Annotated in this window: 16 protein-coding genes and 4 pseudogenes; 14 read left to right on the top strand and 6 right to left on the bottom strand. The window is 70.9% G+C overall.

Annotated elements, in window-relative coordinates; genetic code table 11:
* Window positions 1-626 precede the first annotated feature (626 nt).
* The 6 genes and pseudogenes from BJF79_RS42845 (at window position 627) to BJF79_RS42825 (ending at window position 6848) form a co-directional block, all read left to right on the top strand.
* On the top strand, window positions 627-1619 hold the full coding sequence (locus tag BJF79_RS42845; RefSeq protein WP_075906064.1) for an ABC transporter permease: 993 nt from the start codon (window positions 627-629) through the stop codon (window positions 1617-1619).
* Window positions 1620-1672: 53 nt separating this feature from the next.
* The gene (locus BJF79_RS42840; RefSeq protein ID WP_262403435.1) at window positions 1673-3295 is read left to right on the top strand and encodes an ABC transporter substrate-binding protein; all 1623 of its coding nucleotides are present in this window, start codon (window positions 1673-1675) and stop codon (window positions 3293-3295) included.
* Window positions 3289-3426, top strand: coding sequence for a hypothetical protein (locus tag BJF79_RS64330; protein ID WP_262403434.1), 138 nt, complete (start codon window positions 3289-3291; stop codon window positions 3424-3426). Before BJF79_RS42840 ends, BJF79_RS64330 begins: the two co-directional genes overlap by 7 nt.
* 104 nt (window positions 3427-3530) lie before the next feature.
* Window positions 3531-4543: pseudogene (locus BJF79_RS42835) on the top strand (ABC transporter permease).
* Window positions 4543-5601, top strand: coding sequence for an ABC transporter ATP-binding protein (locus tag BJF79_RS42830; protein ID WP_075906061.1), 1059 nt, complete (start codon window positions 4543-4545; stop codon window positions 5599-5601). Before BJF79_RS42835 ends, BJF79_RS42830 begins: the two are co-directional and overlap by 1 nt.
* Before the next feature lie 122 nt (window positions 5602-5723).
* A complete protein-coding gene (locus tag BJF79_RS42825) occupies window positions 5724-6848 on the top strand; it encodes an ABC transporter ATP-binding protein (RefSeq protein ID WP_075906072.1) in 1125 nt (374 codons plus the stop codon).
* Between the two features lie 186 nt (window positions 6849-7034).
* Here the strand turns inward: BJF79_RS42825 and BJF79_RS64325 are convergent, their stop codons facing one another.
* The 6 genes from BJF79_RS64325 to BJF79_RS42800 all read right to left on the bottom strand — a co-directional run bounded on the left by BJF79_RS64325 (window position 7035) and on the right by BJF79_RS42800 (window position 13648).
* Window positions 7035-8237 (bottom strand): FtsX-like permease family protein, encoded by a 1203-nt coding sequence (locus BJF79_RS64325; RefSeq protein ID WP_262403433.1) that lies wholly within the window; start codon window positions 8235-8237, stop codon window positions 7035-7037.
* A complete protein-coding gene (locus BJF79_RS64320; RefSeq protein ID WP_262403432.1) occupies window positions 8222-9526 on the bottom strand; it encodes an FtsX-like permease family protein in 1305 nt (434 codons plus the stop codon). Before BJF79_RS64320 ends, BJF79_RS64325 begins: the two co-directional genes overlap by 16 nt.
* Window positions 9523-10383 carry an ABC transporter ATP-binding protein gene (locus tag BJF79_RS42815; protein WP_075906059.1) on the bottom strand — a complete coding sequence of 287 codons (861 nt, stop codon included), beginning with the start codon at window positions 10381-10383 and terminating at the stop codon, window positions 9523-9525. The genes BJF79_RS64320 and BJF79_RS42815 overlap by 4 nt, the downstream gene beginning before the upstream one ends.
* Window positions 10384-10697: 314 nt before the next feature.
* On the bottom strand, window positions 10698-11378 hold the full coding sequence (locus BJF79_RS42810; protein WP_075906057.1) for a response regulator: 681 nt from the start codon (window positions 11376-11378) through the stop codon (window positions 10698-10700).
* Window positions 11379-11435: 57 nt separating this feature from the next.
* Window positions 11436-12659 (bottom strand): sensor histidine kinase, encoded by a 1224-nt coding sequence (locus BJF79_RS42805; protein ID WP_075906070.1) that lies wholly within the window; start codon window positions 12657-12659, stop codon window positions 11436-11438.
* 104 nt (window positions 12660-12763) lie between these two features.
* Window positions 12764-13648, bottom strand: coding sequence for a RecB family exonuclease (locus BJF79_RS42800; RefSeq protein WP_262403431.1), 885 nt, complete (start codon window positions 13646-13648; stop codon window positions 12764-12766).
* Between BJF79_RS42800 and BJF79_RS67920 the strand changes: the two are divergent.
* The 8 genes and pseudogenes from BJF79_RS67920 to rdgB all read left to right on the top strand — a co-directional run.
* Window positions 13608-14486: pseudogene (locus BJF79_RS67920) on the top strand (M50 family metallopeptidase); the annotation flags it as partial. The gene BJF79_RS42800 and the pseudogene BJF79_RS67920 overlap by 41 nt on opposite strands.
* Before the next feature lie 266 nt (window positions 14487-14752).
* A complete protein-coding gene (locus BJF79_RS67915) occupies window positions 14753-15136 on the top strand; it encodes a CBS domain-containing protein (RefSeq protein ID WP_410050217.1) in 384 nt (127 codons plus the stop codon).
* Between the two features lie 84 nt (window positions 15137-15220).
* Window positions 15221-15984, top strand: a pseudogene (locus BJF79_RS42790) (tRNA (adenine-N1)-methyltransferase); the annotation flags it as partial.
* Window positions 15985-16326 (top strand): annotated as a pseudogene (locus BJF79_RS52270) (zinc ribbon domain-containing protein); the annotation flags it as partial.
* A gap of 207 nt (window positions 16327-16533) precedes the next feature.
* Window positions 16534-17436, top strand: coding sequence for a glutamate racemase (murI, locus tag BJF79_RS42780; RefSeq protein WP_083734658.1), 903 nt, complete (start codon window positions 16534-16536; stop codon window positions 17434-17436).
* A 39-nt stretch (window positions 17437-17475) separates the two neighbouring features.
* Window positions 17476-18225, top strand: coding sequence for an MBL fold metallo-hydrolase (locus tag BJF79_RS42775; RefSeq protein WP_075906053.1), 750 nt, complete (start codon window positions 17476-17478; stop codon window positions 18223-18225).
* Between the two features lie 237 nt (window positions 18226-18462).
* On the top strand, window positions 18463-19182 hold the full coding sequence (gene rph, locus BJF79_RS42770) for a ribonuclease PH (RefSeq protein WP_075906051.1): 720 nt from the start codon (window positions 18463-18465) through the stop codon (window positions 19180-19182).
* Window positions 19179-19799 carry an RdgB/HAM1 family non-canonical purine NTP pyrophosphatase gene (rdgB, locus tag BJF79_RS42765; RefSeq protein WP_075906049.1) on the top strand — a complete coding sequence of 207 codons (621 nt, stop codon included), beginning with the start codon at window positions 19179-19181 and terminating at the stop codon, window positions 19797-19799. Before rph ends, rdgB begins: the two co-directional genes overlap by 4 nt.
* The last annotated feature ends 427 nt before the right edge of the window (window positions 19800-20226 follow it).

The raw sequence follows: 20226 nt of genomic DNA, 5'->3' as shown, positions 1-20226 counted from the left end.
GGCATTTCCTGACCCGTTCCGTCCCGCGCGCGGCGTCCGCCGCCTCGCGGGGCGATCCGGCGTCCGAGCAGGGCCTCCGATCCCGGAGGCCCTGCTCTCGTCTGTACCGGCACCCCTTCTTTACGCTCTCTTTGCCGACATGCTCCTGACACGACTTGTCAGGACGTCCCCGGGGTCGCCCCGTGACCCGGTTGTGCCGGTGCGCGCCGGGGTGCCCGCAGGACCGGCACGGCGCCGCGCCGCGCGCGTCCGTGCCCCGTGGGGCGGGTGTGCACTAGCGTTCTGACCTGCGGAGGAAGAGTCTCGGAACGGACTCGGTCCGGTAAAGGTTCCCGGTTTCGGGGCCGCTCGGTTGCAAGTCACTCTGATGGTGGCCGTACTATTCGGGCGATTTGTCCGGCGAGTTGCGTATGACACGTGTGCCCGAGATGACGACGAGATCACAAGTCAGATACGGGTACTGGCGCAGCCCGCCTCACGGATGGACAGTCGTGCCCGAAGGACTACGTTTCCCTTCAGCAAACGCGGCGTAACGGGCACGGGGGCTGCGGATGATCTCCGCGATCGCCGGTCGCACGCCGGCGACATGGCCTGAAACCCAGTGGCCGGACGGTAGGAGGTAGAGCGTGGCCGCACCCATCGAGGTGACCGGTTCCGATAGCGAGGCGCAGCCCGAATCGGTCCTGCAGGGCATGCAGGGCAAGAAGATCCAGGGCCGTTCCCTCGGCCAGATCGCGTGGATGCGCCTCAAGCGGGACAAGGTCGCGCTCACCGGCGGCGGCGTGGTTCTGCTGCTGATCCTCATCGCGATCTTCGGGCCGTTCTTCGTGCAGGATCCCCTGGCCTATCACCAGAACCTGATCGACCCGACCTACAGCCGCCCCAGGGACGGCTTCTGGCACTCGGGCATCAGCGGCGAGCACCTGCTGGGCGTGGAGCCCGGCACCGGCCGCGACATGCTCGCCCGCATCGTGTACGGCGCCCGCATCTCCCTGCTGGTGTCGTTCCTGGCGACGCTGCTGTCGGTGTTCCTCGGCACGATCCTCGGCATCACCGCCGGGTACTTCGGCGGCTGGGTCGACTACCTCATCAGCCGCGCCATGGACGCCTTCCTGGCCTTCCCGCTGCTGCTGTTCGCGATCGCCCTGGTCGGCGTCGTCAGCGACGGCTCGTTCGGGCTGAGCGGCAACGGGCTGCGGGTCTCGGTGCTCGTCTTCGTGATCGGCTTCTTCAACTGGCCCTACATCGGCCGGATCGTCCGCGGGCAGACGCTGTCGCTGCGCGAGCGCGAGTTCGTCGACGCCGCCCGCAGCATGGGCGCCCGCAACGGATACATCCTCTTCAAAGAGGTCCTGCCGAACCTCGTCGCGCCGATCCTGGTGTACTCCACCCTGCTGATCCCGACGAACATCCTGTTCGAGGCCGCCCTGTCGTTCCTCGGCGTCGGCGTCATCCCGCCGACCCCGTCGTGGGGCGGCATGCTCACCCTGGCCGTCCCGCTCTACGCGACCGCCCCGATGTACATGATCATCCCGGGCATGGCCATCTTCATCACCGTCCTCGCCTTCAACCTGTTCGGTGACGGGCTGCGGGACGCTCTCGACCCCCGGGCCAAGTGACCTCGGGTTAACCGACCCGTCTAAGTGAAGGGGTGCGCCTGCACATGAAATTGATGAGATCCATCTCGGCCCTCGCGGCCGGGGTGCTCGCGGCCGGGGCCCTGGCGGCCTGCGGCGGCGGCGACTCCGGCGGCTCGGGGGAAGGCCCCGGCTTCAACGCCGCGGTGAACGAGGTCGTCAACGTCTCGGACAAGAAGGGCGGCACGCTCCGCCTCGCCAGTTCCGACGACTGGGACTCCCCGGACCCGGGCAACACCTATTACGCCTTCTCGCAGAACTTCGCCCGCCTTTACGGCCGTGCGCTGACGACGTTCAAGCCGGCCGCGGGCAAGGAGAGCCTGGAGGTCGTCCCCGACCTGGCCACCGGCCTCGGGACGCCCAGCAACGACAGCAAGACCTGGACGTACAAGCTCCGCACGGGCGTGAAGTTCAGCGACGGCACCACCGTGACGTCCAAGGACGTGAAGTACGCCGTCGAGCGCAGCAACTTCTCCAAGGAGCTGCAGCTCGGGCCGAAGTACTTCAAGCAGTACCTGGTCGACAACGAGGAGCCCTACAAGGGCCCCTACGAGGACGACTCCGAGAAGGGCCTGGAGTCCATCGAGACTCCCGACGATCAGACGATCGTTTTCAACCTGAGCGAGCCGTTCTCCGAGTTCGACTACCTGGTCGCGATGTCGCAGACCATGCCGGTGCCGAAGGACAAGGACACCGGCCTGAAGTACGAGACGGCGATCGTGTCGTCGGGCCCGTACAAGGTCGACAGCTACCAGCGCGGCAAGCAGATGACCCTGTCGCGCAACCCGCACTGGGACAAGAACACCGACCCGATCCGCAAGGCTCTGCCGGACAAGATCACGGTCGAGCTGAAGCAGAACGGTGACGACATCGACCAGCGGCTGCTCAGCGGCGACCTGGAGATGGACATCGCCGGCGTCGGCGTCCAGGCGGCCGCGCAGCCGAAGGTGCTCGCAGCCGACCAGAAGCCCTACGTCGACAACCCCGTCCAGGGTTACCTGCGGTACATGGCGCTGAACCAGCACGTGAAGCCGCTCGACAACGTCCACTGCCGCCGCGCCGTGCAGTACGCGACGGACAAGGTCGCCGCGCAGACCGCCTACGGCGGCCCGCTCGCCGGCGGTGACGTCGCCACGACGGTGCAGCCGACGAACCTCGAGTCGTACCAGAAGTTCGACCTGTACCCGCAGAAGCAGGCCGAGAGCGGCGGTCTCGACGAGGCCACCATCGCCAAGGCCAAGCAGGAGCTGAAGGAGTGCGGCCAGCCCGACGGCTTCACCACCAAGATTTCCGCCCGGTCCGACCGGGACAAGGAAGTCGCGATGGCGCAGGCCATCCAGCAGGCGCTGAAGAAGGTCGGGATCAACGTCAGCATCGTGCAGTACCCGGCCGGTGACTACTTCAACAAGTACGTCGGCGTGCCGGACTACGTCCACGAGCACGGCATCGGCATGATCCTCATGGCGTGGGCCCCGGACTGGCGACCGGCTACGGGTTCCTGCAGCAGATCGTGCACGGCTCGGCGATCAAGCCGTCCGGCGGGACGAACCTGTCCGAGCTGGACGACCAGAAGATCAACGACGCGCTCGACGACGCCATCTCCAACACCGACAAGGCCGCCCGTACCAAGATCTACGGCGAGGTCGACAAGATGGTGATGGAGAACGCGAGCATCGTCCCGCTCATCTACGCCAAGGCGCTGCTGTACCGGCCGGGCAACGTCACCAACGTCGGCATCACCGGTGGCTACGGCGGCATGTACGACTACCTCAACATGGGCGTGGAGTGATCAACCGCTCGCTCGCCGATTCATCCGAAGGCAGGTGAAGGCGACGCCCGCCGGCCGGGGCCGGACCCACAGGTCCGCCCGGCCGGCGGGTGGGGCCGCGCATAGTGTTCGCATACATCATCCGGCGCCTCATCGGGGCCGTTCTCATGCTGCTGCTGGTCACGCTGGTGACCTTCGGCATCTTCTTCGGTCTGCCGAAGCTGGCCGGTCAGACCACCGACCAGCTCGCGGCCGCCTACGTCGGCAAGGCCCCGACCGCCGAGGCGATCCAGGACACGAAGGAGCGTCTCAAGCTGGACGAGCCGATCGTGGTCCAGTACGCCGACTTCCTCAAGGGGATCGTCGGCGGCAAGGAACTCGACCTCGGGCCGACCACCGAGCACTGCTCCGCGCCCTGCCTCGGCTACTCCTTCAACTCCAGCCAGCAGGTGCTGCCCACGCTGTTCGACCGCGCGCCCGCGACGTTGTCGCTCGCGGTCGGCGCGTCCGTCATCTGGCTGGCCGTCGGCATCACCACCGGCGTCGTGTCGGCGCTGCGCCGCGGCACCAAGTGGGACCGCGGCGCGATGATGATCGCCCTGGCGGGAGTGTCGCTGCCCATCTACTTCACCGGACTGGTGTCGCTCGCCCTGTTCTCCTACACCCTGGAGATCTTCCCGGGCGGCGGCAGTTACCGGCCGATCACCGAGGATCCGGTGAGCTGGTTCCAGTCGCTGGTGCTGCCGTGGGTGACGCTCGCGTTCCTGTACGCCGCGATGTACGCGCGGCTCACCAGAGCGGGCATGCTGGAAACGATGAACGAGGACTACATCCGCACGGCCCGCGCCAAGGGGCTGCCGGAGAAGACCGTCGTCACCAGGCACGCGCTCCGCGCCACCCTGACCCCGATCATGACCGTGTTCGGCCTGGACCTCGGGCTGCTGCTCGGCGGCGCGGTGCTGACCGAGAACACCTTCGGGATCCACGGGCTCGGGCAGCTCGCCATCAGCTCCATCAACAGCAGCGACCTGCCGATGGTCCTCGGCGCACGCTCGTGACCGCCACGTCCATCGTCGTGATCAACCTGATCGTCGACCTCCTGTACGCCATCGTCGACCCGAGAGTGAGGCTGGGCTGATGACCGAGAAGACGCCCCCCGCCGCCGCGGACGGTGCTCCCGAGGCGTTCCTCGAGGTCCGCGACCTGAAGATCCACTTCCCGACCGACGACGGCGTCGTCAAGTCCGTCGACGGCCTGTCGTTCAAGCTGGAGCAGGGCCGCACCCTCGGCATCGTCGGGGAGTCCGGGTCCGGCAAGAGCGTCACCAGCCTCGGCATCCTCGGCCTGCACAACCGCCGCAACGCGAACGTGTCCGGGGAGATCTGGCTGGACGGCACGGAGCTCGTCGGCTCCTCGCAGGGCGAGGTGCGCCGCCTCCGCGGCCGCAAGATGGCGATGATCTTCCAGGACCCGCTGTCGTCGATGCACCCCTTCTACACGGTGGGGCAGCAGATCGTCGAGGCGTACCGGGTGCACAACGACGTGTCCAAGCAGGTCGCGCGCAAGCACGCGGTCGACATGCTGGGCCGGGTCGGCATCCCCAAGCCCGACAAGCGGATCGACGACTACCCGCACCAGTTCTCCGGCGGCATGCGGCAGCGCGCGATGATCGCGATGGCGCTGTCGTGCGACCCGGAGCTGCTGATCGCCGACGAGCCCACGACGGCGCTCGACGTGACCGTCCAGGCGCAGATCCTCGACCTCATCCAGGACCTGCAGCAGGAGTTCAACTCCGCCGTCATCATGATCACCCACGACCTCGGGGTGGTCGCGGAACTGTCGGACGACATCCTGGTCATGTACGGCGGCCGCTGCGTCGAGTACGCCTCCGTCGACGACGCGTTCCACAACCCCATGCACCCCTACACGTGGGGGCTGCTCGGTTCCATGCCGCGGCTGGACCGCGAGCGCTCGGAGCGGCTGATGCCGATCACCGGGTCGCCGCCCAGCCTGATCAACGTCCCGTCGGGGTGCGCGTTCAACCCGCGCTGCCCTTACAGTGACCAGACCGACGGCAAGAGCACGACCGTCCGGCCCGAGCTGGCCGAAGTCGAGCCCGGCCACCTGGCGGCCTGCCACCTGCCGGCCGCCAAGCGCCGGGAACTCTGGAACGACGAGATCCGGCCGAAGCTGTGACGAGCGCGGGGAACGAGACTGTGAGCACTTCTGAGAGCAAGGCGCCGGGCGGAGAGGCCCCGGCGGCGAAGGGCACGGCGGACGGCACGGCGGCGAAGGTCCCGGCGGACGGGGGCGTCCCCGTGCGCAAGGAGAAGCCCCGCGAGGACGCGCCGAAGGTGCGCGACGGCGAGGTGCTGCTCGACGTCGACGGCCTCGGCAAGCACTTCCCCGTCACGGCGGGGCTGCTGCGCCGGCAGGTCGCGGCGGTCAAGGCCGTCGACGGCGTGTCGTTCTCGGTCCGCAAGGGCGAGACGCTCGGCCTGGTGGGGGAGTCGGGCTGCGGCAAGTCCACCACCGGCCGGATGATCATGCGGCTGCTGGACCCCAGCTTCGGCAAGATCACCTTCGAGGGGCAGGACATCACCGGGATGTCCCAGGGGAAGCTGCGGCCGCTCCGCCGCGACCTCCAGATGATCTTCCAGGACCCGTACTCGTCGCTGAACCCCCGCAAGACCGTCGGCGCGATCGTCGGGGCCCCGTTCCGGCTGCAGAACATCCAGGCCAAGCAGGGCGTCAAGAAGGCCGTCCAGGAGATCCTGGAACTCGTCGGCCTCAACCCCGAGCACTACAACCGCTACCCGCACGAATTCTCCGGCGGGCAGCGGCAGCGCATCGGGATCGCCCGCACCCTGGCCCTCAAGCCCAAGATGATCATCGCGGACGAGCCGGTGTCGGCGCTCGACGTGTCCGTGCAGGCCCAGGTCGTCAACCTGCTCGAAGACCTGCAGGACGAACTCGACCTCACCTACGTCGTCATCGCGCACGACCTGTCGGTGGTGCGGCACATCTCCGACCGGGTCGCCGTCATGTACCTCGGCAAGATCGTCGAGATCGCGGACCGCGACGACCTGTACGAGCGGCCCATGCACCCCTACACCAACGCGCTGCTGTCGGCGGTGCCGGTCCCCGACCCGTCCCGGCGCGGAGACCGCGAGCGGATCCGGCTGCAGGGCGACGTGCCCAGCCCGCTGGACCCGCCGCCCGCCTGCCGCTTCCACACCCGCTGCTGGAAGGCGCAGGACATCTGCAAGCAGGTCGAACCGCCGCTGGTCGAACTCAGCCCCGGCCACCAGACCGCCTGCCACTTCCCGGAGAACACCACGGTCAGCGCCACCGACGCGGTCGCCCGCGCCACCGTCGCGCCCGGAGCCGAGCCCGAGAGCGCCGCCAAGGCCGACGGGCCCGTCGGCAAGACCGACGCCTGATCCGGCGGGGCGCCCCCCGCGGGGCGCTCCTGCGGGGCGTTCCTGCGGGGTGTTCCCGAAGGTGCCCGCATACGAAAGACCCGGCCCCTCCCGCAAGGGAGGAGCCGGGTCTTTCGCGTGTTCCGCGTTCCGGGCCTTCGAAGCCGCGCCCCGGGCGGCGCCTCCGCACCGCCCGGGGGAGGGCCGCTACTCGGTGGAGATCGCCTTCAGGACGTCCATCCGCCCCGCCCGCCACGCCGGCCACAACGCCGCCAGCACACCGATCACCGCCGCGATCAGCACGTACACGCACAGCGTCACCACCGGCACCGACAGCACCGTCAGCCCCTGGTCGGCGAGGGCGTTCTGCAGCGCCGCACCGAACGCCACCCCGATCCCGATGCCCAGCACGGCACCGAACACCGCGATCACGATCGACTCCACGCGGATCATCCGGCGCAACTGCCGGCGGCCGAGCCCGATCGCCCGCAGCAGCCCGATCTCCCGGGTCCGCTCGATCACCGACAGCGCCAGCGTGTTCACCACCCCCACCGCCGCGATGATCACCGACATCAGCAGCAGCGTGGTCAGCCCGTTCACCATCATGTCGACCTGCTGCCGCGCCTCCTCCTTCAACGCCGCCTGATCCGACACCTCCAGGTTCGGATACGCGGCCAGCGCGCCCTCGATCGCGTCCGTGGTGGCCGCCCCGGCGTCCGCCGCCGTCACCACCACCAGGTCGACCTGCGGCTTCACGGTGTGCGCCAGATACACGCGCGGGTCGACGATCTGCCCGCCCACCATCGCGTTCTCCGTGTAGATCCCGGTGACCCGCAACCGCGCCGTCTTCCCGTCGGGGAACCGCACCGGCACCGGCGACCCCACCTGCCAGCCGTGCTCCTTCGCGTTGTCCTCGCCGACGAGGATCCCGTCCGCGCCGAACTCGGCCTTCCCCGCGACCGTCTCCAGCCGGACGGCCGCCGCGACGACCCCCGCGTCGCCCGACACGTACCGGACCTCCTCCCCGTCGATCACGGCGCGCCCGCCGTAGATCATCGAGGCGTCCCGCACGCCCGGCACCCGCTCGACCTTCGCGGCGACGTCCGTGCCGACGGACGCGCCCGCGGCGGCGCCCCCGGCCGCCTGCACGATGTAGTCCGCGCCGAACTGCTCGTCGACCTGCCGGTCGACCGACGCCCGCATCGTGGACCCCAGCACGTTCACCACCGTGATCAACGCCAGGCCGATCATCAGCGCGGCCGCCGTCGCCGCCGTCCGCCGCGGGTTCCGCAGCGCGTTGCGGCGCGCCAGCCGCCCCGGCGCCCCCAGCAGCCGCGCGAACGGCGCGCCCAGCACCGTCACCACCGGCACGCTGATCACCGGCGCGAGCATCGTCACCCCGATGAACACCGCGAACGCGCCGCCGCGACCAGCGCCACCGCGCCGCTCCCCGACCCCGCGAGCCCCGCGGCGATCAGCGCCGCGCCCGCCGCCGTCAGCAGCGACCCCAGCGCCACCCGGATCCGCAGCGACCGCTGCGGCAGCGCCACGTCGTCGCGCATCGCCGCCACCGGCGGGATCTTCGCCGCGCGCCGCGCCGGGAAGTACGCCGACACCACCGTCACGACGACGCCCACCGCGTACGACCAGATCACCGGCGTCGGCGTGAACACCAGCGACGCGTCGAACCCGGCGGCGCCCTGCAGCGTCACCGCCAAACCGGCACCCGCCGCCAGGCCCAGCGTCGAGCCGACGACCCCGACCGCGACGGCCTCGCCCAGCACCGCCCGCGTCACCTGCGGCCGCGCCGCGCCGACCGCCCGCAGCAGCGCCAGCTCCCGCGTCCGCTGCGCCACCAGCATCGAGAACGTGTTGAAGATGATGAACGCCCCGACGAACACCGAGATCAGCGCGAACACCAGCAGGAACGTCCGGAAGAACCCCATGATCTGCGCGACGTCGGACTTCGTCTCCTCCCGCAGCCGCTCCCCGGTGATCGCCTCGAACCCGTCCGGCAGCACCGCCGCGACCCGGTCGCGCAACTCCGCCTCCGACACCCCCGCCGACTCCATCTGCAGGTCGGTGAAGTACCCGGGCCGCAGCAGCAGCTTCTGCGCCGTCGCCGTGTCGAACGCGGTGACCGACGCGCCCATCAGGTCGCCGGTGTCGATCAGCCCGACCAGCGTCATCTTCCGCACCGGCCCCGACGTGACGACCTGCACGGTGTCGCCCACGCCGAACCCGGCGTCCTTCGCCGTGTCGGCGTCCAGCGCCACCTCCGCCGGTCCGCGCGGCGCCCGTCCCGACGCCATCGAGAACCCGGTGTCGTCGGCCCAGTTCACGCCGAGTTTCGGCGGGCCCTGCCCGGCGGGCGGCCCGGCCAGCTCCCCGTCGCGGCCCAGCACCCCCGCGAAGCCGCTGACGTTCCCGACGACGTTCTCGGCCCCGTCGATCTTCTCGACCGACTCCACGACCGCCGCCGGCACCGGACGGCCCCCGCCGCCCTCGTCCGTCGCCCGCACGCTCACCGCCACGTTCTGCCCGATCCGGCTGAACATGTCGTCGAACTGCCGGTTCATGCTGTCGGTGAAGATCAGCGTGCCGGCCACGAACGCGACGCCGAGGATCACCGCGACGGCCGTCAGCACCAGCCTGATCTTGTGCGCCGCGAGATTGCGGAGCGTGACCCTCGCCATCATCGGGCCGGGCCCTCCCCGCCGTCCTCACCCGCGCCGACGCCCGACCCCGCGGGCACCGGGGGAGCGGCGGGCGCGTCGAAGCCCTTCATCCGCTCCAGCACCCGGTCCGCCGTCGGGTCCGCCATCGTGTCCACGATCCGCCCGTCCGACAGGAACAGCACCTGGTCGGCGTACGCCGCCGCCGACGGATCGTGCGTCACCATCACGATCGTCTGCCCCATCTCCCGCACCGACTCCCGCAGGAACGACAGCACCTCCGCACCCGACCGCGAATCCAGGTTCCCCGTCGGCTCGTCCGCGAAAATGATCTCCGGGCGGGACGCCAGCGCCCGCGCGCACGCCACCCGCTGCTGCTGACCCCCCGACAGCTCCGACGGCCGGTGCTTCAGCCGCGGCCGCAACCCCACCGTGTCGATCACCTGATCCAGCAACGCCGCGTCCGGCTTGCGCCCCGCGATGTCCATCGGCAGCGTGATGTTCTCCAGCGCCGACAGCGTCGGCACCAGATTGAACGCCTGGAACACGAACCCGATCTTGTCGCGGCGCAGCCGCGTCAGCTGCTTGTCCTTCAGCCGCGTCAGATCGGTATCGCCCACGAACACCGAACCCGAATCCACCGAGTCCAGCCCCGCCATGCAGTGCATCAGCGTCGACTTCCCCGACCCAGACGGGCCCATGATCGCCGTGAACCGCCCCCGCGGGATCCCCGCCGACACCGCGTCCAGCGCCACGACCCGGGCGTCACCGCGCCCGTACACCTTCGATATCTGCTCCGCCCGCGCGGCGAAATCGCCCGTCCCGGGGGCCGTCCCCGGCGCGGAACGCGCATCGGCGGTCGATGGGGCGGTGTTCGTCACGAGAACTCCTGAAGGGGTGAGACCAGCGGATGAACACGGACCGCCGCTCCACCGGGCGATCCGTTACCGAAACCCTAGAAGCCCCGAACCCCCCGAAGATGCACCCAGGGAATGGAATCGGCCGTCCACCCACCGCAGGACGCGCCCGCACCCGCTCGTCCTCCCGGAGTAGGACTTCCGCACCCCGAAGACAGGGTCGACCCCGAGACGACCCCGACGCCGCCACGAACACCGCAGGCCCACGGCCCGCCCCGCACACGGCCCCCCTGACCTCGCGCGACCACCCGCACGGCCGCAGGAGAGAAGCGGACGGCTCAGCTCTGACCCGGCCGGCTCAACCCCGTCTCGTACGCGTACACCACCGCCTGCACCCGATCCCGCAACCCCAACTTCGCCAGCACGTTCCCCACATGCGTCTTCACCGTCGTCTCGCTCACCACCAGCTCAGCCGCGATCTCCGCGTTCGACTGCCCCCGCGCCACATGACCCAGCACCTCCCGCTCCCGCTCGGTCAGCGTGTCCAGCCCCGGCGGCGGCGCCGAATCCCGCGCCGCCGGCAGCCGCGTCGCGAACTTGTCCAGCAGCCGCCGCGTCACGCTCGGCGCCACGATCGCGTCACCCGCCGCCACGATCCGGATCGCCTGCACCAGATCCTCCGGCGGCGAATCCTTCAGCAAGAACCCGCTCGCCCCCGACCGCACCGCCTCGATCACGTACTCGTCCAGATCGAACGTCGTCAGGATCAGCACCTTCGGATCATGCGACGCCGCACCGTCCCGGATGATCCGCCGCGTCGCCTCGATCCCGTCCACACCCGGCATCCGGATGTCCATCAGCACCACGTCCGGCAGCAGCGACCGCGTCAACTCCACCGCAGCCGCACCGTCCCCCGCCTCGCCCACCACCGCGATGTCCGGCTCCGCCTCCAGAATCAGCCGGAAACCCGTCCGCAGCAGCGGCTGGTCGTCGACCAGCAGCACCCGCACCGCGCTCATCGCGCCGCCCCGTCCATCGTTCCCGCTCCTCGACTCGCACCGCTCATGCCCGACAACCTACGCCTCCAGCGGGAAACGGGCCCGAACCCCGAACCCGCCCCCGACCCGCGGCCCGATCCGCAACTCGCCACCGTACAGCGCCACACGCTCGTACATCCCGACCAGCCCATGCCCCGGACGCGCCTCGTCCCCCGCCATGATCGTCGCCGTCCCCGGCCCGTCGTCCTCGATCTCCACCGTCAGATGATCGTCGGTGTAGTACAGCCGCACCCACGCCCGCGCCTGCGCCCCCGCATGCTTCAACGTGTTCGTCAACGCCTCCTGGATCAACCGGAACGCCGCCACGTCCACCCCCGGCGACGGCGTCCGCGCCTCGCCCTCGATCCACAACTGCACCGACAACCCCGTCTCCCGCACATGATCCAGCAACTCGCCCAGATCACCCAACCCCGGCTGCGGAGCCAGCTCGCCCCCCGCCCGATCCATGTCCCGCTCCGTCCGCAGCACCCCCACGATCCGCCGCATCTCGCTCAACGCCGTCCGCCCGACCTCCTCGATCGTCGACATCGCGTCCCGCGCACTGCCCGCGTCCCGGTCGATGATCCGCCGCGCCGCCCCCGCCTGCACCGTCATCACGCTCACATGATGCGCCACCACATCGTGCAGCTCCCGCGCGATCCGCGAACGCTCCTCGATCCGCGCCGCCCGCGCGTCCGTCCCCCGCGCCCGCTCCAGCCGCGCCGCCCGGCTCTCCAGCTCCGCGAAATACGCCCGCCGCAACCGCAGATTCCGCCCCAGCATCCACACCCCGATCACCAGCGCGCAATCGGTCAGGAACACCATCGGCGACGTCGACACCGGCAGCAGCAACAACATCACCACGAAATACGTGCACGCCAGCAACCCGCCGAGCGCACTCTGCGCCAGCCCCCGATGCGCCGCCACGCTGTACACCGCCACCAGGAACGCCACCACGTCCGGCACCGACGGCGGATACCTCAACGCCGACAACACCGCCCCGCCCGCCACCACGAACAGCAGCACCGGCAACGGAGCACGCCGCCGGAACGCCAACGCCAGCGCGATGACCGCCACCAGCACACCGCCCGGCACGTCCGGCGACCGGAACCGCGACTCCAGACCGCCCGTCCCCACGTCATCGAGGAACAGCTGAGGCAGCCCCACCAGCAGCAACCCGACCGCCAGCAGCGCATCGGCCGCCAGCGGGCGCGACTGCAGCCAGGCGCGGAAAGCGAGAAGACCACGGATGCGGGGTGACACGATTCTCACCCTAGGACGTCACGCCAGGTCGTGAGCCCTCCTGAACGCCGATCTGCCGTCCTCCCCAAGAAGGAGACCCGGCACCCCGCCCCACCCCCCACGACCTACAGATCGTCCCGCTCCCGCGCCGCGTCCCCCGGCCCCGCAGGACCACCGCCGCCCACCGGCTCCGCCGCCGCGGGACGCCCGACCCGCACCACCGGCAACGGCGGGGGAGTGCCCCCGAACTCCGGGCACCGCACCCGATGATCGCACCAGTCGCACAACCGCCCCCGCCGCGACCGCCACTCCCCGCTGTCCATCGCCCGCCGGATCGCCTGCCACAACGCCTCCACCTTCCGCTGCGTCGCCCGCAGATCCGCCTCGTCCGGCTCGTACCGCAGTACCTCCCCGTTCCCCAGATACATCAACTGCAGCAACCGCGGCACCCGCCCCCGCAACCGCCACAACACCAGCGCGTAAAACTTCATCTGGAACAACGCCCGCGCCTCGAAATCCGCCCGCGGCGCCGTCCCCGTCTTGTAATCCACGATCCGCACGTCACCGGTCGGCGCCACGTCCACCCGGTCGATGTACCCCCGCAGCTTCAACCCCGAATCCAGCACCGTCTCGACGAACAGCTCCCGCTCCGCCGGCTCCAGCCGCCGCGGATCCTCCAGCGTGAAATACCGCTCCACCATCCGCCGCGCCTGCGCCAGCCACTCGTCCCGCTCGGCGTCCCCGGCCGAACCCTCCTCGAACAGCCCCGCCAGCTCCGGCTCCGCCTCCAGCAGCCGCTCCCACTCCGGCCCCAGCATCGCCAGCGCCGCCTCCGGCGTCCGCCCGCCCGTCGGCAGATCGAACAGCCGCTCCAGCACCGCGTGCACCAGCGTCCCCCGCACCGCCGCCGCACTCGGCCGCTCCGGAATCCGGTCGATCACCCGGAACCGGTACAGCAGCGGACACGTCATGAAATCGCCCGCCCGGGACGGCGACAACGACCCCACCACCCCGGCACCCCTTCCCCGCGTCCGTCCCCGCACCGCCGTCCCCCGCCGGGCGAGAAGAAGGAACACTGGGCGTGCCTGGGCGCCGGCCACCACCGGCCTCGGTCGTCGTCATGGCACAGCAGACGTCGGCGACCACCCCGACGAAAACCCCGCACCGCCACCCCGCACACGCCCCCGGCACACGGCCCGCACACGGGCTCGCACACGGCCCCGCCCACGCCCCCGCCCACAAGCGCCCGCACGACCTCCCGCACGGCCGCAGGCACGACCGGCCGACCGGGGCCGTAGCATCGGTGACGTGACCCACAGCGCACCCCCGAACCCGGGCAAGACCCCGGCCACCGGCCACGACGACGGCCGCACCAACCGGCCCGGCCTCTACTTCGGCCGCCCCTTCGGCGTCCCCGTCTTCGTCTCGCCCAGCTGGTTCCTGGTCGCCGTCCTCGTCACCGTCATGTTCGAAGGACAAGTCAACGACGTCGTCGAACGCCCCACCAGCTACGCCGTCGCCTTCGCCTACGCCGTACTCCTCTACGGCTCCGTCTTCGTCCACGAACTCAGCCACGCCGTCACCGCCCGCGTCCTCGGACTCCCCGTCCGCTCCGTCACCCTCCACATCCTCGGCGGCGAAACCTCCATCGAACGCGAAGCCCCCACCCCCGGACGCGAATTCCTCATCGCCTTCGCCGGCCCCCTCGTCAACCTCGTCCTCGCCGGACTCGGCCTCCTCGCCCACGCCACCCTCCCCCTCCCGCCCACCGCCCTCCTCCTCATCGACGCCCTCACCTTCGCCAACCTCCTCGTCGGCGTCTTCAACCTCCTGCCCGGCCTCCCCCTCGACGGCGGCCGCCTCGTCCGCGCCGCCGTCTGGAAAGCCACCGGCCACAGCCGCAGCGGCGCCATCATCGCCGGCTGGGTCGGCCGCGCCCGTCGCCATCGCCGCCCTCCTCGCCGGCGCCTACCTCGCCGCCTACCCCGCCTCCGACGAAACCACCGGCGGCGGCACCGGCTTCGGCTGGCTCGCCCTCCTCTGGTCCGCCCTCGTCGCCTCCTTCATCTGGGTCGGCGCCACCCAAGCCATAACGCCGAACACGTCGCGACCGCATCCCCCTGCTGTCCGCCCGCCGCCTCGCCCGCCGCGCCACCCTCGTCACCCCCGACACCCCCCTCGCCGAAGCCGTCCGCCGCGCCCACACCGACCACGCCGGCGCACTCGTCGTCGTCGACCACGACGGCGCACCCCGCGGCCTCGTCAGCGAGAAAGCCGTCACCCAAACCCCCGAACACCGCCGCCCCTGGGTCACCGTCGGCGACCTCACCCGCGGCCTCGAACCCGACCTCACCCTCCCCGCCGACCTCCGCGGCGAAGCCCTCATCGAAGCCCTCCGCCGCGCCCCCGCCCCCGAATACCTCCTCCTCGAACCCGACGGCCGCGTCTACGGCGTCCTCACCGTCAGCGACGTCGACCGCACCTTCACCGGAATCTGACCCCCCGCACCACCCGGCAAGCACCGACCGACCGCCCACCGGACGGACCGAACCGCACCCCGCCCGGCGCTAGCCTTGACCCCCATGAGCGAACCCCAGTCCAACGACGGACCCCGCACCACCACCGGCCGCATCCCCCACGGCCCCTTCCGTCCCGGAGACCAGGTTCAGCTCACCGACCCCAAAGGCCGCATCAACACCATCACCCTCCAGCCCGGCAAGGAATACCACTCCCACAAGGGCGCCATCCCCCACGACACCATCATCGGCAGCCCCGAAGGCTCCGTCTTCCGCTCCACCGGCGGCGTCGAATACCTCGTCTTCCGCCCCCTCCTCACCGACCACACCCTCCGCATGCCCCGCGGCGCCGCCGTCGTCTACCCCAAAGACGCCGCCCAGATCGTCGCCCAAGCCGACATCTTCCCCGGCGCCCGCGTCATCGAAGCCGCGCCGGATCCGGCGCCCTCAGCTGCTTCCTCCTGCGCGCCGTCGGCGAACACGGCCTCCTCTCCTCCTACGAACGACGCCCCGACTTCGCCGACATCGCCCGCGGCAACGTCGAACGCTTCTTCGGCGGCCCCCACCCCGCCTGGCGCCTCACCGTCGGCTCCCTCGAACACGACCTCGCCGAAACCGAGATCGACCGCGCCGTCCTCGACATGCTCGCCCCCTGGGAATGCATCGACGCCGTCGCCGAAGCCCTCATCCCCGGCGGCATGCTCTGCGCCTACATCGCCACCACCACCCAGATGTCCCGCATCGTCGAAGACCTCCGCGGCCACGGCAGCTTCGCCGAGCCCTACGCCTTCGAAACCCTGCTGCGCTCCTGGCACGTCGACGGCCTCGCCGGCATCGCCCTGGAAGATCTGGGCGGCATCCGCGAGAGGGCCCGGCTCCGCAAGCCCCAGCGGGTCACCCTGCACTCATGGAGTTTCGCCCGGCTCGGCGGCCACATCGCCTACAAGGCGCGCCGAGCCGGTGTGGCAGTGGTGCACGTCGATCCCCGCAACACCTCCCGCGGGTGTTCGGCGTGTGGTCACATCGATAAGAGCAATCGCCCTGACCAGGCGAGTTTCCGGTGCACGTCGTGCGGCTTCGCTGAGCACGCCGACGTGAACGCAGCCCGCAACATCGCCGCACGCGGTGCGGCGGGCTGGGCAGTGAGTCACGCTGCCGACGACGCGGCCTGAGCCATCACACCCAGTGGTGGCGAGGAACTGCAAGCTCGGTCACTCAGGCCGAGAAGCTGACGAATTGACCCGCGAAACCTTCGGCGTTTCGTGAGGAAAATTCCACGAGACCGGACGCCCGCCCATGTGCAGGCGTGTTTTCCGCCGTGTGACGGTGTGATGTCCAACGCATGACGACCCGGTCGGTCCTTACGTCGCCTAGCCTTGATGACCATGTCAGATGCCGGTTCGCCGAGCGGGGACGACCCTGCGCTCCTTCCGCCGGAGGCGCCCCCGGACCCGCTCGGGGAGTTTCCGCTGGACGCCCCGATCGGGGTCTTCGACAGCGGTTTCGGCGGGCTCACCGTGGCCCGCGCGATCCTCGACCAGCTGCCGAACGAACCGATCGTCTACCTGGGCGACTCGGCCCGGCAGCCGTACGGACCGCGCCCCATCGCCGAGGTCCGCGCGTTCGCGCTGGAGATGCTCGACAGCCTCGTCGACGAGGGCGTGAAGATGCTGGTGATCGCCTGCAACAGCGCCAGCTCGGCGATGCTGCGCGACGCCCGCGAACGCTACGACGTCCCGGTCGTCGAGGTGATCAACCCCGCCACCCGCCGCGCCGCCCGCGCCACCCGCAACGGACGCGTCGGGCTGATCGCGACGCGCGCCACCGTGCAGAGCCGCGCCTACGAGGACTCGTTCGCCGCCGCTCCGCACATCGAGCTCGTCGCCGCCGCCTGCCCCCGCTTCGTCGAGTTCGTCGAGGCGGGCGTGACGGCCGGGGACGAACTGCTCGACGCGGCCCGCGAGTACCTCGAACCGATCGTGGACGCCGGATGCGACACCCTCATCCTGGGCTGCACGCATTACCCCCTTCTTGCCGGTGTCATCTCGTATGTGGTCGGAGACGGGGTCACACTGGTCTCAAGCGCCGACGAGACCGCCAAGGACGTGTACCGAGTGCTCCAGGACCGGGGACTGGCCCGCGCGGAGGGGACGCCCCCGCCGCCGCACCGCTTCCGGGTGACCGGCGACCCGGCGGTGTTCGCCGAACTCGGCCGCCGGTTCCTCGGACCGGAGATCGGCACGGTGGAAAGCGATCTCGGCCGGGTCCTGACGACCGGATGACCACCTGATTCTTCGGGGGACGCAGAAGGAGGATCGAGCGTGCGGGTCACTGTGATCGGCTGCTCCGGCAGTTTCCCTGGGCCGGACAGTCCCGCGTCCAGTTATCTCATCGAGGCCGAGGGGTTCGCCATGCTCCTCGACCTCGGCAACGGTGCGCTCGGCTCACTGCAGCGCTTCCACTCCATGTACGAGATCGACGCCGTGTGCATCTCGCACCTGCACGCCGACCACTGCCTCGACCTGTGCGGCTACTGGGTGGCGCGGACGTACCGGCCGAGCGGCGCGCCGCCGCGCCTGCCCGTGCACGGGCCCGAGGGCACGGCCGTCCGGATGGCGCGCGCCTACGACCTCGACCCCGACCCCGGCATGTCCGACACCTTCGACTTCCGCACACTGCGGCGCGGCCCGTTCGAGATCGGCCCGTTCCGGGTGACGACCGAGATCATGCCGCACCCCGTCGAGGCGTACGCGTTCCGCATCGAGTACGGCGGCAAGGCCCTCGCCTACTCGGGCGACACCGGCCCGTCCGACACCCTCGTCGACCTGGCCCGCGACGCCGACCTGTTCCTGTGCGAGGCGTCGTTCCTGGAGGGCCCCGCCCTGCCGTCCGAACTCCACCTGACCGCCCGCGAGGCCGCCGAACACGCCGCGCGCGCCGACGTCGGACGGCTCGTCCTCACGCACCTGGTCCCGTGGAACGACGCCGACGTCTCCCTCAAGGAAGCCAGGACGGCCGGCTACGGAGGCGAGATCGAACTGGCCCGAGTAGGCACCCGCTACGACCTCTGACCCACGACGCGCAGCACGTTCGGCTCCGGCCAGTCGGACGGTGCGGCCGAAAGGCCCGAAGCGCACGCCTCGCCCCGGACACACCGTCCGGCACGTCACCGGGCACATCGGCGGTGCGTCACCGGGACAGTCGCCTCCACATCGGGTGGTGCGACTCCGGGCCGTGATCGGGTCGGTCCGGGTTCGTGACTACGACCTGTCACAGTGCGGTCCCGCGTCGGCGTTAAGGTGGTTCGCATGTCTCGCCCCGATGATCGTGCGCCCGACCGGCTCCGTCCCGTCCGCCTGCAGCGCGGCTGGCTCGACCACGCGGAAGGGTCGGTGCTGGTCGAGTTCGGCGGCACACGGGTGCTGTGCGCCGCGTCCGTGGAGACATCGGTGCCGCGGTGGCGGCGCGACAGCGGCCTCGGCTGGGTCACCGCCGAGTACGCGATGCTGCCCCGCGCGACCAACACCCGCAACGACCGCGAGGCCGTCAAGGGGAAGATCGGGGGCCGCACCCACGAGATCTCCCGGCTGATCGGCCGGTCCATCCGCGCGTGCATCGACTACAAGGCGCTCGGCGAGAACACCGTGCGGCTCGACTGCGACGTCCTCCAGGCCGACGGCGGCACCCGCACCGCCGCGATCACCGGCGCCTACGTCGCGCTGGCCGACGCGGTGAGCTGGATGCGCGAGCGCGGGCTCGTCAAGCGCGACCCCCTCACCACCTCGATCGCGGCCATCAGCGTCGGCGTCGTCGCCGGGGAGGCGCGCCTCGACCTCTGCTACGAGGAGGACTCGGCCGCCGAAACCGACATGAACGTCGTCTGCACCGGCGAGGGCAAGTTCGTCGAGGTGCAGGGCACCGCCGAGGGCGCCCCGTTCGACCGCGCCGAGCTGGACGCGCTGCTCGACCTCGCGGCGGGCGGCTGCGCCGAGCTGACCCGCCTGCAACTGGAGGCGCTCGGCCGATGACCCGCATCGTGCTCGCCACCCGCAACCAGGGCAAGATCGCCGAACTGCACCGCATCCTGGACGGCATCGACGTCGCGGGCCTCGCCGAGTTCCCGGACGCCCCCGAGGTCCCCGAAACCGAGCCGACGTTCGAGGGCAACGCGCTGCTGAAGGCCCGCGCGATCTGCCTGCACACCGGCCTGCCCGCCGTCGCCGACGACTCCGGCCTGTGCGTCGACGAGCTGAACGGCATGCCCGGCGTGCTGTCGGCCCGCTGGTCGGGCGGGTTCGGCGACGCGTCCGGCGACAAGGACGCCGCGAACCTGCGGCTGGTGCTCGACCAGATCGCCGACGTCCCGGACGAGCGGCGCGGCGGCGCGTTCGTGTGCGCGGCGGCGCTCGTCCTGCCCGGCGGCGTGGAGCACTGCGTCGAGGGCCGGATGCGGGGGACGATCGCGCGCGCCCCGCGCGGCACCGGCGGGTTCGGCTACGACCCGGTCTTCGTCCCGGAGGGCGAGCCCCGTACGACGGCGGAACTGTCGGCGGAGGAGAAGGACGCGATCAGCCACCGCGGCCGCGCGTTCCGCGCCCTCGCCGACATCCTCCCGAACGCCCTGGCCGCCGCCGGCCTGACCTGACCCCCACCCCGAACGGCCGCCGGCTCGGCGAGTTGGTCCTGGCGGTGCCGACGGCTCCCGGAAACGGTGGCCGCTGAAGGGGCGTCCGTTGCCTGCGGTTGTTGGGTTCGGCGTGCTTCCGCCGTCCCCGGGGTGCCCGTGGGCCCCGGGAAACGGCGGTTGCCGTGCGGTTGTCCGCTGCTTGTGGTTGTTGGGTTCGGCGTGCTTCCGCCGTCCCCGGGGTGGCCTGTCGGCCCCGGGAAACGGCGGTCGTTGTGCGGCGTCCGTTGCCTGCGGTTGTTGGGTTCGGCGTGCTTCCGCCGTCCCTGGGGTGCCTGTCGGCCCCCGGAAGCGGCGGTTGCTGTGCGGCCGCCGGCCCGCTGACCCGCCGGTTCGGCGTGTCATGCCGGGGGCCGGTCGGGGCATGCGGAGACTGGGGCCGCCCGGG

The sequence above is a fragment of the Actinomadura sp. CNU-125 genome (genome assembly GCF_001942465.1).
Taxonomy (GTDB): domain Bacteria; phylum Actinomycetota; class Actinomycetes; order Streptosporangiales; family Streptosporangiaceae; genus Spirillospora.
This window is presented reverse-complemented; position numbering and strand designations above follow the sequence as displayed.

Bases quoted from the DNA above. Each gene is read 5' to 3' on its own strand.
- BJF79_RS42840 (WP_262403435.1), top strand. From the start codon at position 1,673: ATGAGATCCATCTCGGCCCTCGCGGCCGGGGTGCTCGCGGCCGGGGCC.
- BJF79_RS64330 (WP_262403434.1), top strand. From the start codon at position 3,289: ATGGTGATGGAGAACGCGAGCATCGTCCCGCTCATCTACGCCAAGGCG.
- BJF79_RS42830 (WP_075906061.1), top strand. From the start codon at position 4,543: ATGACCGAGAAGACGCCCCCCGCCGCCGCGGACGGTGCTCCCGAGGCG.
- BJF79_RS64320 (WP_262403432.1), bottom strand. From the start codon at position 9,526: ATGATGGCGAGGGTCACGCTCCGCAATCTCGCGGCGCACAAGATCAGG.
- BJF79_RS42810 (WP_075906057.1), bottom strand. From the start codon at position 11,378: ATGAGCGCGGTGCGGGTGCTGCTGGTCGACGACCAGCCGCTGCTGCGG.
- murI (WP_083734658.1), top strand. From the start codon at position 16,534: ATGACCATGTCAGATGCCGGTTCGCCGAGCGGGGACGACCCTGCGCTC.
- rph (WP_075906051.1), top strand. From the start codon at position 18,463: ATGTCTCGCCCCGATGATCGTGCGCCCGACCGGCTCCGTCCCGTCCGC.
- rdgB (WP_075906049.1), top strand. From the start codon at position 19,179: ATGACCCGCATCGTGCTCGCCACCCGCAACCAGGGCAAGATCGCCGAA.